The organism is Bacillus sp. GW823-FHT06A11 (genome assembly GCF_058795355.1).
On record NZ_JBXAHS010000001.1, the window covers coordinates 137,556 to 151,022 of the forward strand.

10 protein-coding genes and 3 pseudogenes are annotated in these 13,467 nt (G+C 33.2%); 2 read left to right on the forward strand and 11 right to left on the reverse strand.

Features of this window, described 5'->3' with window-relative positions; translation table 11 throughout:
* Window positions 1-95: 95 nt before the first annotated feature.
* Window positions 96-780 (reverse strand): annotated as a pseudogene (locus tag AC1Q8L_RS00505) (IS3 family transposase); the annotation flags it as partial.
* Between the two features lie 676 nt (window positions 781-1,456).
* Here AC1Q8L_RS00505 and AC1Q8L_RS00510 point away from each other — a divergent pair.
* Window positions 1,457-1,930 carry a CDI toxin immunity protein gene (locus tag AC1Q8L_RS00510; RefSeq protein WP_000342709.1) on the forward strand — a complete coding sequence of 158 codons (474 nt, stop codon included), beginning with the start codon at window positions 1,457-1,459 and terminating at the stop codon, window positions 1,928-1,930.
* Window positions 1,931-2,217: 287 nt separating this feature from the next.
* Here the strand turns inward: AC1Q8L_RS00510 and AC1Q8L_RS00515 are convergent.
* From AC1Q8L_RS00515 to AC1Q8L_RS00540, 6 genes and pseudogenes are all read right to left on the reverse strand, one after another.
* Window positions 2,218-3,162: pseudogene (locus tag AC1Q8L_RS00515) on the reverse strand (ABC transporter permease); the annotation flags it as partial.
* A gap of 6 nt (window positions 3,163-3,168) precedes the next feature.
* Window positions 3,169-4,413: an MFS transporter gene (locus AC1Q8L_RS00520; RefSeq protein WP_001111723.1), complete on the reverse strand. Its 1,245-nt coding sequence runs from the start codon at window positions 4,411-4,413 to the stop codon at window positions 3,169-3,171.
* A gap of 64 nt (window positions 4,414-4,477) precedes the next feature.
* Entirely contained in the window at window positions 4,478-5,113 is a 636-nt protein-coding gene (locus AC1Q8L_RS00525; protein ID WP_001223562.1) for a TetR/AcrR family transcriptional regulator, read from the reverse strand.
* Window positions 5,114-5,363: 250 nt separating this feature from the next.
* Window positions 5,364-6,728 (reverse strand): DEAD/DEAH box helicase, encoded by a 1,365-nt coding sequence (locus AC1Q8L_RS00530; protein WP_002152922.1) that lies wholly within the window; start codon window positions 6,726-6,728, stop codon window positions 5,364-5,366.
* A 73-nt stretch (window positions 6,729-6,801) separates the two neighbouring features.
* Window positions 6,802-7,071: pseudogene (locus AC1Q8L_RS00535) on the reverse strand (hypothetical protein).
* Window positions 7,072-7,230: 159 nt separating this feature from the next.
* Window positions 7,231-7,917 (reverse strand): MBL fold metallo-hydrolase, encoded by a 687-nt coding sequence (locus AC1Q8L_RS00540; protein ID WP_000691161.1) that lies wholly within the window; start codon window positions 7,915-7,917, stop codon window positions 7,231-7,233.
* A gap of 247 nt (window positions 7,918-8,164) precedes the next feature.
* Here AC1Q8L_RS00540 and AC1Q8L_RS00545 point away from each other — a divergent pair, with 247 nt between their 5' ends.
* The gene (locus AC1Q8L_RS00545; protein WP_000415089.1) at window positions 8,165-8,494 is read left to right on the forward strand and encodes a YkvA family protein; all 330 of its coding nucleotides are present in this window, start codon (window positions 8,165-8,167) and stop codon (window positions 8,492-8,494) included.
* 224 nt (window positions 8,495-8,718) lie between these two features.
* On the opposite strand, the gene AC1Q8L_RS00550 is transcribed toward AC1Q8L_RS00545, so the two are convergent.
* From AC1Q8L_RS00550 to AC1Q8L_RS00565, 4 genes are all read right to left on the reverse strand, one after another.
* Window positions 8,719-9,954, reverse strand: a complete 1,236-nt coding sequence (locus AC1Q8L_RS00550) for an MFS transporter (protein ID WP_000021817.1) — start codon at window positions 9,952-9,954, stop codon at window positions 8,719-8,721.
* Between the two features lie 141 nt (window positions 9,955-10,095).
* Entirely contained in the window at window positions 10,096-10,566 is a 471-nt protein-coding gene (locus AC1Q8L_RS00555; protein ID WP_001030895.1) for a MarR family transcriptional regulator, read from the reverse strand.
* A 223-nt stretch (window positions 10,567-10,789) separates the two neighbouring features.
* The gene (gene tdcB / locus AC1Q8L_RS00560; RefSeq protein WP_000632954.1) at window positions 10,790-11,791 is read right to left on the reverse strand and encodes a bifunctional threonine ammonia-lyase/L-serine ammonia-lyase TdcB; all 1,002 of its coding nucleotides are present in this window, start codon (window positions 11,789-11,791) and stop codon (window positions 10,790-10,792) included.
* A gap of 74 nt (window positions 11,792-11,865) precedes the next feature.
* Window positions 11,866-13,449 carry an aminotransferase class V-fold PLP-dependent enzyme gene (locus tag AC1Q8L_RS00565; protein ID WP_000523042.1) on the reverse strand — a complete coding sequence of 528 codons (1,584 nt, stop codon included), beginning with the start codon at window positions 13,447-13,449 and terminating at the stop codon, window positions 11,866-11,868.
* Window positions 13,450-13,467 lie beyond the last annotated feature (18 nt).

The following is a 13,467-nucleotide window of genomic DNA, read 5'->3' on the forward strand; positions in this document are numbered from 1 at the left end:
GAAAATTATTATATATCTTTTTGAACTTTCAAACAAAGAAAAAACTCCTACATTTTGAAGTGAACCCCGAAAACGGGACACCTATCAAAACACCTAAACCACCTTTCATTTGGTGCGGATGCATCGAATTGGCGTTCCAATCGATGAGGGGCTACTACTGGCTCCGCATCACTGATATATTTCTTTTTCTTTCGACCAACTTTTGAGAGAATCTGATTTTGCCTCATGATTCATAATACTTTTTTATGATTTACACACAGCCCCATTTTCCGAAGAGTTGCGGTCACTCTTCGATATCCATATCGTAATTTATGCCGAAGACAAACATCCTTTATTTTCTCTTCTATCCCTTAGGTCCACTGTTCGTTATAACCAACGATAAAATGTAGACCGGGGTAATTCTAATACATTACACAATTCTTTTACCGTTAGTTTTTTTTTAATCGGTCCATAAAGTAACTACAGTTTCCGGGTTCAACTTCTTTCGATTTCCAGATACTTTCCCCATATCAGTAATTTTGTTTTTAACTGTTTATTTTCTAACCGTAGCTGTTCCAATTCATTTAACGCTTTTGGCCCTTTTCCATAAGAATATTGTTCTCCTACAGGTTGTTGAAAATGGTACGTTTGACCGGTACGATACCACTTCATCCACGTCTTAATTTGGGAAACATTTTTAATTCCAAAATTCTCCATAATTGTCCAGTTGGAATATCCATCCTTTTTCATTTCAACCACTTTCCACTTTATTTCTTCTGGGTAATGAACTCTTGTCTTCAAACCAAAAACACCTCCAGTGAATTCGCATACTAAGTATGCGAATTCAGGAGGTGTTTTTTTCATGTACCACTATTCGGGTTCACTTCAAAAGTTAACTGCTTTTTAATTACAATAACTATTTTGTTTAAATTCACCTTAATTCATATCAATTTTTCTTAACATTCACATTAATAACTGTACAATATAATTAAACTGTTTGTATGAGGGGTGATTATTATGAACTGGAAACAAAAATACAATCCGAAATATCTCTTTTACCGAATGTATAGTTATATTTATAAAGCCCTTGATGATATATCATGGTCCTTAAAATAACGCTTTTGTTCACTTTTTTGATACATTTACGAAACATGCATGTGTTATCTTCATTAAGTCCTTTTCTTTTTATAATGTCGTGTGAGATATACCAACAGAGGAAGCCCTAGATTCCCTAATCCTAGGGCTTTTTTTATAAGAATTTTATACATTTTATTATTTCCACCAACTTTTCAAATTGTATATACATAATATAAAATTTTCATGTTGTTATATTTTTTGATGGCCTCTTATCTTTCCGTAAAAGGCCCTTTTTTCAAATAACGCTTTTGTTTAATTTATATTTAAAAAGTCCCTTTTCATAAAGACTTCCCTTATATGCTATACTCATTCTTAAATAATTGTATAAGGAATGTTAAAAATGGATGATAGACCGTCAAGACAATGGAAATTGCGACAAAAGTTAAGAGCACTGAAAACCAAAAACAACAATGACACAAACCCTTTGTTTAGTGAATGCCTTGAATCCCTAGGAAACGAAACTCTCATTTTCTCCCAAGAAAAAAGCCAGCAGATTGCTACTATTTTAATGAATTCATTTCCTATAACTATCTCGGGAAGAATAGATTGGGAACAGATAGATAATCAATTCATAGCTTCGAACAAAGAACAACTAATTTCCCTTATTAGAGCAAACCAACTAGATTTTGATGAACAGATTTTTATAATATGGGATAACTATGAAATCCCTGTAGTAAGTACAAATCTTGATAAAGTATTCCAATCACTAGTTGACGTTGATGCAGTCAGTTTTTATTACTGGCTATTAGACAAAGAATATAGCTTCGTAATTGAAATAAATGATGAAGAATTGATTAGGGTTGGGTTTCGCTAATACTCTAAGCATATTTCCTCATTCTACTGATTTGCAAAATTTAAATTGTATTATTTATCAAAGACTTAAAATATACGAATGTCACGTAAAACGATTGGTGTTAATCATGTTTATGTTTATAATTACGTTGATTTGGATAACTTGCATTTATAAAATGTAAATATTTTATAAATGCAAGTTAAACAAACATTGTTATATCAAGGTTTGTTTGACCTAACATGTTATATTCTTGATATAACGCCCTTAAATCGTTGCTCTATATTTTCAGATTGCTGTAAATCTATCCGTATATCACTTTTTCCTGCCCCCATATAAAGAGCGATATTTGAGGTGAATACTTTTGTAACAAATCGTGAAAGAATATATCCACATATACATCCGCCAGCTGAAATAACAACATATTTTGTTACATATAGTTTTTGAATATCTTTACTTGTAATGCCGATAGCTTTCATAACACTAATTTCCCGATAGTATTCTTCCATCAGTTAATGAATTAAGTGTTTTAAAAAGAGGATAAGTAATAGAGGGACCTTTTTGAGGTAAGTTCGATGACTGGTATAAATCTTCAAATTCATTTATCTAATTTACATCTGTTAACTGAAATTCAATAAGATATTCTCTTTCTCCCAAATTTCGTTTTAATCTTTCTAAGTCTTCATTGCTTATTACAAATCGCTTTGAACTAACGATTGATGGATTCATTTGAACATCACGAACACATGCTGATATAGTAAATTCTTGTTCTATATTATTTTTTATAATCCATATTTCATCTCCAATATGCAGATTGTATTTTTGCATAAAATAAATCGGTACACCTATTTCCCCTTTACTAATCTGTATCACTTTATTATTTAAATCTAATAAAAAATTAAAATTAGCGTTTTGTTTCACGGAACTAATATCTATTACGCTATTATGTTCGCCTTATTTTTATTTTGTATAAAAATGTTATACCCGTTTACTTGTACTTGGATCATCTCTGCCGTTTGCTACTTTTTTACAAAAGGAGTTTTTTCTACAAATGAATCCATTGACTTTTGATTTATTTCTCCGGTATGAATCTGTACGACGTGCGGTGCGCTTGATACTTTAAACAATCGATCATAGATTTATAACGTTACTTGAAGCACTAGCCATTAAAAACTTGATAACTTGATAAACATAAATAAAATGATAATTATCATTTTATTTTTAGAGAAATCTCTTTTTAACATTCTCCTAATCATATGAAGCTAGTTCCCTTCATTTCTTAATATTTTCTTCGTCACTATAGCTATTAATATCATTATGAAACTAATAGCAAATATAGGTAAATAAATTTTCGCACTGAATCCTTCAAACATAAAACCATATACGACTTGCCCAATTGGCGCCATACATTGAGATACCGCTGTTATAATTGCCATTACTTTTCCTAGATTTTCATTTGGTGTTTTCTTTTGGACTACAGTAATCACATAGATGGATACAATTGTCATAGTCATTGCGATTAGAAGAGAAGAAAGTATAAAGAGGATAAATGGTGGATAGTATCCTAAATTAAGAGTAAACGGTGTAACTGATAGTGCCACTGGTATTACTAATAAAACTATGATAAGCATCCAATTATATAATGTTTTCATCTGTAACTTTTTAGCAAAGAAACCGATTGACAATGCACCTAATATAGTTGCAAAATCAATTAATCCCATTCCAATTCCATACATCGTATCGCTACTCTGCATAGTTACTCGTAATATAATAGGTCCTCCAACAACAAATAACGGTGTCAAAATTAAGTTTAGTAAAGCTGCAAGTAACATAGCCTTCAAAATAAAAGGTTGCTTTAAAACATAAAGAAAACCTTCTTTCATATCTTTTACAATTATCGGTACGATATGGCCTTCCTGTATTCTTTTTATAAATGGTATTGTAATAAACATTTCTAAAATTGCAGATAAAAAGAAAGCGAGACAACTTATTATTACGAGCATTTTCAAACCAATTATGCCGTATAATATTCCTCCTAGTACAGGTGCAACTATATTAGATAATGCTTGCACACCATTTACGATACCGTTTGCTTGTTCTAACTTTTTCTCTGGAACTAATTGAGGAATACTCGCCATTACAACTGGTGCGTACATTGCACTAACGACTGCTAGTAAAAACATAATTGTTCCAATCATTAAAATAGATACCGATTCAGTTAATAACAAAACTATAAAACTTAATACAATAGCAGCGTTTATAAAATCAAAAATGACCATTACATTACGGCGGTTGAAACGATCTGCTATTGCTCCGCCAAGAGGTGCTAGCAGAAACGGAATACTCGTTACCGCATATAACCCTGCGAATATATCTGCACGCCCTGTTATATCTAGCACATATAGTGAGAGAGCAAAACGTAATAGTGTTGAACCTAAAATAGTAATAATTTGACCACTTACCATTAAGTGAAAATCTTTCAAGGAAGATTGAATACTTGCTGGCATCCTCGTCACATCCTTCATTTAACCTAGACCGACTGTCGGTCGATAATACTTAAACAGAAAATCACTATTTCTGTTTAATTAAAACTTCCATCATATAATCAAAAGATCCCTCTTTCGCTCCGACAGATGCTTCCATCATTTTGATATAAGCTTTAGCTCTGTTTATCATTTCTTCAGGTTTCCACTGGAATAAACTATCATCAAATATGACTTGCGCTGAGGAAATTAACAGTTCAATCGTTTCTTGTGGGTATGAGGTACAAAATATGCCTTCTTCTATTCCTTGCTCTAAAACTTCCGTTAATACAGGAGATAAATGTATAATGGACTGCACTAAACTTTTCTGATGCATTTCTGCATTATTTGGTTGATGGAATTGTTCAATCATTTTTTCTTTTACATCTCCCGATTTTGGTGATTGTTCCATTAAAATTTTAAATAACTTATCTAAAACTGGAATATCGGGATTGGAGACAATCCTTTTCGCCTTAGTGACATCCTCTTTAATAATCCTCATAATGATTTCATCCATTACTTCCTCCTTCGACTTAAAATAATGATAAAACGTCCCCTTTGCTATACCAATTTCTTTTAAAATGTCATTCACGGTTGTTTTCGTATAGCCTTTCGTAAGAAACAAACGCTCAGCTATTTCTAAAATTTCCTTTCTACGCTCCTCATACTCTTTTACAATTCGCATTCAAGTTCTCCTTCTCACTAGACCGACTGTCGGTCTATTAAAATTATATGTTTAATTTGCAAAAAGTTTCCTATTATCGTACATATACAACACCATACTTTCTATTTCCTTTATGGATTTTTTAAAATATTTTAATACGGTGAATGAAATTTCAAGAATTACTCTTTAACACCTCCCTTGTACTTGTATCGACTTCTTTGTATAAAAAAAGAGCCGCAACGCTTTGCGACTCTTTGACAATAATACCTATTTAACGGCCACGTCGTTGCTGACCTTGCTTTGTACTACCTTTTTTATTACTTGGCTTATTAAATGATCGGTTGTTTTCATTTCTCGAACTATTTCTTGAATCATTTCTTGAGCTATTTCTAGAATCACGTCTTGATTCACTTCTCGAACCTTCGCGGCTATCTCTTTGACGATTTTGACCTGATTTCTTCGGAGCTGGCTTTGGTACCGGTTTTCCATTTTCATCTACACGTTTTATCTTCGGTTGTTCGATTATTTCTCTTTGTATTGGTGCACCAAGCGTTTTTTCAATTTCTTCTAAATGTTTTTCATCTTTCGCTGCAACGAACGTAATTGCAAGACCTGATCCACCTGCACGTCCTGTTCGGCCAATGCGGTGAATATAACTTTCTACATCTTCAGGGATATCAAAGTTAAATACGTGCGTTACACCATCTACATCAAGTCCACGAGCTGCTACATCCGTTGCGATTAAGTACTGAATTTTAGCTTCGCGGAAACTCTTCATAACTCTTTCACGTTTCGCTTGAGGTATATCACCATGAAGTTCAGCACAATTATAACCTAGTCCTTTTAAATTATCATAAAGCTTACTTGCTCTAACCTTTGTACGACAGAAAATAACTGCTAAAAATGGCTGATCACGATCCATAACAAAACGAAGTGCATCTGGCTTTGCACGATCTGTCGTCTCAATGACACGCTGTTCAATTGTATCTACCGTTACTTCTTCACTTTGTACTTGAATCATTTGCGGCTCATCCATATAACGTTTCGCCAATTTTTTAATATCTTTTGGCATCGTTGCTGAGAATAACATCGTTTGTTTACTACCAGGTGTCTCATCTAAAATATCTTCAATATCATATAAGAAACCGAAATAAAGCATTTGATCCGCTTCATCTAGTACAATCGTTGAAAGATTACTTAAATCAATTGTTTCACGTCGTATATGATCTAATAATCGTCCTGGTGTTGCTACAACAATATGTGTATTACCTTTTAATTTTCTCAACTGTTGTGCTACATCTTGCCCACCATAAATCGCTAGTACATTAATATCTTCTCTTTGAACAAGCATTTTTTTAATTTCAGTTGTAATTTGCAGGGCTAGTTCCCTTGTTGGTGCAACAATTAAAGCCTGAACATCACTAGACTCTGGATCGATTTTTTCTAAAATCGGTAACACGAATGCTAACGTTTTACCCGTTCCTGTTTTCGCCTGCCCAATAATATCTTTACCTGACATAATAACAGGAATTGCCTTCTCTTGAATTGGTGTTGCTTCTGTAATTCCATTTTCACGTAATGTATGATTAAAAGTTTCACTAATTCCTAATTCTAAAAAGTTTTTCAAATAGACCACTTCTTTTCCTTATTTTTCACATTAGCTTTCATTGTACCATTTGTTTCGCCAAATATGAAAAATAAAAAAATTCTTATCTTCTTTTTTTATATTCATCCTGTACTAGATGAACAAATTCTTTTTGCTTTTTCTCAGATTTTATTAATGCTTCCATGTTAGTAGAAGACAAAATGAACTTCTTAATTTTTCTATTACTCCAAATTAAACTTGTATACTTCGGATCTTCATGTAGATTTCAAAACCACTCTAATTCACTTAATTTTGCGATATGGTGTTTCAATTTCATGTCATTTCGAGGATAAAATAAAATGATATCTGCTATTACATCAAATAACGAACCCATCTTCTCCCCCCTATACCCTTGCTCAAATTATATATATTCTTCTTTACATATATACTTCAATTTTACCGAAATATAATGTTACTGATTTGGTTGAACTCGCAAAATATATGAACTAAAAAACCGATCTTTTCGATTTGGGAAAGACCGGTTTTCATTAGTTTATACAGTAAGCTTTCCTCCATGATAGCAATAATACTGTGCTGCTTTAAGACTTTTAATCCTATTTAAAGACTGTTCCGCCCTTTCTATATCTAAACAAAAATTCGGATTAGCTATAACTAACTCTCGATTCTCTTGAACCGCTGCATCTCCTGTAATTACACAGTCTAAATTGGGAAAATATAATGAAATATGCCCCGAGGTATGTCCTGGCGTTGCCACTACTTGACATTCATTATTCAAAATCATTTGACCATCATGTACTTTTTCATCGACGGAAATATGTTTTATATTTTTTAACTGTTGTATAAACCATTTACCAAATTCTTTTTCTTCATTTGGCATACGTTCTAACATTTCTTCAGCTTGAACTAACCTCTCTGATTTTATATCACCATTAATATAGTTAGATTCAATTTCACTAGCAATAACATTAATATTTGGATATTTCACTTTGAAATCATATAAAGATCCTATATGATCGTCATCATAATGGGTAATAATTATATTCTTTAAGTTTTTCATCTCATATCCATGTTTTAATATTGCATTTTCAATTAAAGGTAAAAAACTTGGATATCCTGTATCGACTAACGTTAATTCATTATGTAATATAATTAAACTTGGATAAATACATTGTTTTTGCCCGTTAAATTCGAATTCAATTGGTAGTTCTATTATTTTCATTTTTCTTCCCCCATACCGCTTATAAAATGCATAATAATAACTAAATCACCCACATACATTTTACAATATATATACTATGTAACGGAACACTGTGAATCGTTGCATAATCCACATTATATTATTTTGAACAGGTATTCCCCTATTTTTATGGAAATATATAATTAAGAAAAACAATAAAATTGATTAATCTCTCTCTTCTTTGTCCATCCTTTTAAAAAATCTATGTTTTTGTAAAAGGAGTGTTTATATGGAGAAACAGACACTTTGGAAAAAGTTCAAAAAAAGCTCTGTAAACCTCGGTAAATCCAGCGTATATGAAAGTATTATCTTATTCTACACAATGAAAAAGAAAGAATTACCTACTAAAGCGAAATTCATAATATTAGCCGCTTTATCTTATTACGTATTAACAATCGATTTCATTCCAGATATAGCTGCTATTATTGGGATTGGCTTATTAGATGATGTTTTAGCAATCGCTGTAGCGCATAAATATGTGATGCGCCATGCAGATGCTGAAATTCGAGAGAAAAGCAAGGTAAAAATGGAGTCATTATTTACTTCAGCACAAGCATAATTAAACTATCTAGTCATTTACCATGAGAGTATTGCACAATATAAATTCCTAAAAAGTAAAAGAATTTCTCTTAGTCCTCAAACTGTAAACAAATAGGGTGTCAGCACTTGTTCCTAAGTTCTGACACCCTATTATTTGTTCTTATATTTGTTATGCAATTGATTCATGAAAGATTCCGGTAGAGAGATTCTTTCATAACGAAAGTCAATAACAGTGCAGATAGTTTATATAGTTGCATGTGTCCCCTTATACAAAACTGCTATTGCCGCGACTATAAGGATCATACCCATAAAAGCAGGTGCAGTATGACCAAGTGATACATAGATTTGTCCTCCAATAATAGGACCAATCATTCTTGCTAAAGCTTGAATAGATTGGCTTCCACCTTGAATCCTTCCTTGTTCACTAGAACTAACAGACTTTGAAAGCATCCCGTTGAATGAAGGCCCGAAAATTGAATCCCCAAAACCATACATCAGCATTCCAACGATAAGTAGTGGATAGAGTGAAAACAAAGCTGATGCCGCAATAAAACTGTATCCTATAATCTCCGAAACCATCCCAAGAATTGCTATTTGTTTATCACTAAGCTGGATCAAAAGCTTTGGCAGGATAAAACTTTGTGAAAAGATGTCTTGAAAGCCCAAAATTGAAAACATAAGTCCGATTAATGCAGGTTTCCAACTGAAAGTATCCATTGTAAATTGCGTGAAAATTGCTTGTAAAGATCCGTTAGGTATCCAAAGTAAAAACGCTGAGACAAGTAACCATTTTAAACTTTTCATGGAAAGTATGTTTGCTAGCTGTGCAAAAGGATTTAACCTTACAAAAGTAATCTCTTTCAACCTATTATTTTTTTCAAGACTCTCAGGCATATATTTGATCCCATATACAACATTTATTAACGTTATGATTGCACCAAAATACATAGGTACAGTATCACCAAACTTGGCAAGTCCCCCCCCAATGGTTGGACCAATGATAGTTCCCGCACCTACAACTGCACTCACCCATCCAAAGTATTTCGTTCTCTGCTCTTTTGGAATGATGTCTGCAAAGTATGCGAAGATAGTACTTATGCTCCCGCCTGTTATTCCTTCTATTATGCGTCCAGCAAATAGTACCCATAAAGCTCCTCCTATTCCAAAAACTAAGTACCCAATTGCAGAACCAAATAAGCATATTAAAAGTAATGGACGACGGCCATACTTATCGCTTAAAGCCCCGAGTACTGGGGCAGCTAAAAACACGCAAGCCGCATATACGGAAGTTAGTAGTGTTACAACTAATGCTTGTTCTTCCGGATTACTTATATATGGCTGTACTAAGAATGGGACTACAGGCATGATGATACTGAAACCTATACCACAAAGAAATACAGAAATAAGTCCGAATAGTAAAGCATGTTTATCTATGCTTTTTTCAGTTTCCCTTTCATTTTGTGATCTAAATATAGACATTTAACTTCTCTCCTTAAAATACTTTGTTGCTTCGTCAACAAAATAATAACTCCGTTTTGTTGATTAGTCAACAAAAATGACATAATAAAAAAGCAGCCTATTCGCATTAGAGTAGGGCTGCCATTTCATTATTAAAATGTATTACGATTTAATATGTATACCTTGTTTCTTTATTTCTGCATCCAAATGTCTACTATACTTTTCCACGAAACGAATTATACTGTCGAATTCTTCTTTAGTTACTTGCTCAAATACAGCTTTATCCCGCTCATGAAACTCTTTGTGCAGATTTTCATGGATTTTATAAATTTCTTTCCCTTGTTCGGTAAGCCTAAAATAAATTTCTTTCTTATTTTCTGACTTTTGGTAGCTTTCAATAAAACCTTTTTGTATGAGCTTCTTAGTCATTCTACTTATAGCACCGCGAGTCACATAAAAAGCCTCTGCGAGTTGTGTCACGTTAGAATCTGCATTGTTTTCAATATATTCAATGCAGTGAACTTCAGAAGACTTAAAACCTTTAAGACCTTCTTCCATCTTATCTTTATTAAGCCAAACCAGCTTATTATATAATTCCCTGAAACCGTTCATGACCTGTTCTTCTTTATTCATGACCTGCCCTCCTCACCGCTCATTAGCACATTAAAACTATTATATTAAATTTCTGCTTATGTTTCGACAATATTGAAATAATTATTGTAACGTTCAAGATATGTGTAAAAATTGGCGCTTAAATAAAACAATTCATTAAACAGCAAAATTATTGATACTTACAGTAAACGGTAGACAAAAAGTAAGAGCTAAGATCATTTCTCTTAGCTCTTCTTTTATAAAACTATTTCACTTCATTAGCGACAAAAAAGTGCTCACATACACTTGATATGCGCTGTAAGTCCACGTTCCCACCGGATATAACAGCTACTACTTTTTTCCCTTTTATATAACTATCAACTGTTCCTGCAAGAAGTGCAGCAGTTGCTAATGCACCTGCACCTTCTACAACAGCTTTCCCACGTTGTAATAAATCTTTCATCGCTACTTCCAGTTCTTTTTCTGATACAGTTACAATATCATCTACTAATTCTTTTACAATTTCAAATGTTAATTCCCCTGGTATTTTAACTGCGCAACCATCTGCAATAGTAGGTGCCTCATAATGTTCTACGATTGCTCCTTTATCGTAAGATGCCTTCATTCCATGAACATTATCTGCTTGGACACCAATTATATTAATCGATGGATTAAAAGATTTTAATGCTACAGAAATACCAGAAATAATTCCGCCTCCACCTATTGGTACAATAACAGTATCTACATCCCACATATCATCAAGAATATCTAATCCAATTGTACCTTGACCAGCCATTACCTCTACATCATCATATGGATGTAAGTATGTCTCACCTGTTTCCCTTATAATTTCTTCACATTTTGCCTTTGCATCATCAAAGGTTTCACCATGTAAAATCACTTCAGATCCATATCCTCTAGTTGCTTCAACTTTCGCCTGCGGTGCAGAAATTGGCATAACAATTTTACTCTTAATACCGAGTAAATGAGCAGATAATGCAACTCCTTGTGCATGATTACCTGCTGAACATGCAATTACACCTTTTTCTTTTTCTTGATCCGTGAGCCGCGACATTTTATTAAATGCGCCACGGAATTTAAAAGAACCCGTTAATTGCATATTTTCTAATTTCAAATGAATTTCTCCGCCCGTTTTACTAGTCAAGTAAAAAGATTTTACTAATGGCGTTTTACGAGCATTTCTATCTAGAATCTTGTGAGCTTTTTTAATATCGTCTATATGTAATGGTAGTTTTCTAGTTATCATACTTACACCTCTTCCAATGTTCTATTCCTAAGTTTTCGTAAGTCGTAGCTCCTTTATACGAAAAGAAAAAGTCTTTATATATGTACCCCACTCTGAAATAAACACATTTGCAAACAATTTAACATCCTCTTCATATCACGTTCTTTATAATGATTCAGGCATGCAATTTGGATCCAGTTATTCTTTTGTAAATACGCTGATTCATAATGGACAATATATCCTTGTAAAGCTAACGCATCACCTACCGTTTTAGAAGACTGACCTTCGCTTAATTGAATTGTAAATATAATTTTCGCGGCATGTTCTTTAGGTGAAACAAGCTTTAACCCCATATCAGTAATAACTTCTTCAACATAATCGTATGTCTCTTTAATTTTTACAAATGCCTTTTCATCTTCAAATCTCTTCAACGCTTCTTGCAATGCATAAATTAAATTCCATGATTGTGAGTATGGAATGCTTTCATTTTCTTCATACATACCAATGTCCATATAAGCCGGCACAGCCTCGTTTATTTTTACAATGTGGTTATGAAAAATGAAAGAAATTCCTGTATATGATTTAATCGCTTTACCGCTAACACCACTTGCAAAATACACATCCTTCAAGTCTATTGGTATTGCTCCAATTGAGCTTATGCAATCTACACATAGTTTCATTTGATTCTCGTTACAAAGAGTATTTAGCTCGTTTAAATCGTTTAACATTCCAGTAGATGTTTCATGATGAACAAACCAAAGCCATTCATAATTTCCGGTTGTCATTATTTCTTCTAATTCGTTATAAATAAACGGCTCTCCCATTTCCTTTTTATACGTATCAAAATGTAATTGTGCTCGTTTTGCATGCCCAACTAATCTATTTCCAAATTCTCCATTTGTTAATACTAGTCCTTTCCCTTTTAAAGAACGTAGTTGCAAAGCAATTGCATCATTTGCTAACGTCCCTGTTCCTAACATAAGCTGTACATGTTTTGCTTTTGTCATGTGAAGTAACCGTTTTTTCACATTGTCCATCGTCACTTGAAATGACTTAGAGCGATGCGAAATAGGCCGCGTAGAAAATGCCTTTCGAACATTCTCTTCAATATCTACTGGACCAGGTAAAAACGTGTATTCTTTCGTCATAATACTTCCAACACTCGATTCTTCAAACATAGCAGGGGTAACATACATTGGCTGGAAGGCTGCTTCTTCTGTACCAACTAACGTATGGAAAGATTTGAATCCCATTTGCTCATATAAAGCTAGTTCACGTGTTGTTGCAGAAATGAGTGCCAATTCATATCCATTTAGAAGCAAATAACGATGTAGAAAACGAATTAATCCTAATAACGCTCTTCCATTCCTATATTCACGTTCTACTGAAAGTAAACGAATTTCATACACTTTTTCTCCATGCTCTTGCAAATAAATATCTAAATTTGAAATTTTATAATCTAACGAGAATGGTCGTTTTCCCCGCACCGCGACCATACCTACTAATCTATCCTCATCTAAACAAATTAAATATGTATTTTCTTCATGAAACCGATCTATACGAAACCGGTCTTTCGTTTCTTCATGTTGCGGAATCTCTTCTACAAAAGTTTTATAATTCAATTTATGTATACTTTCAAATTCCCAATCTTGATCAGCAACTTTATAAATTAACCCCATGCCTTATCTCCTTTATCT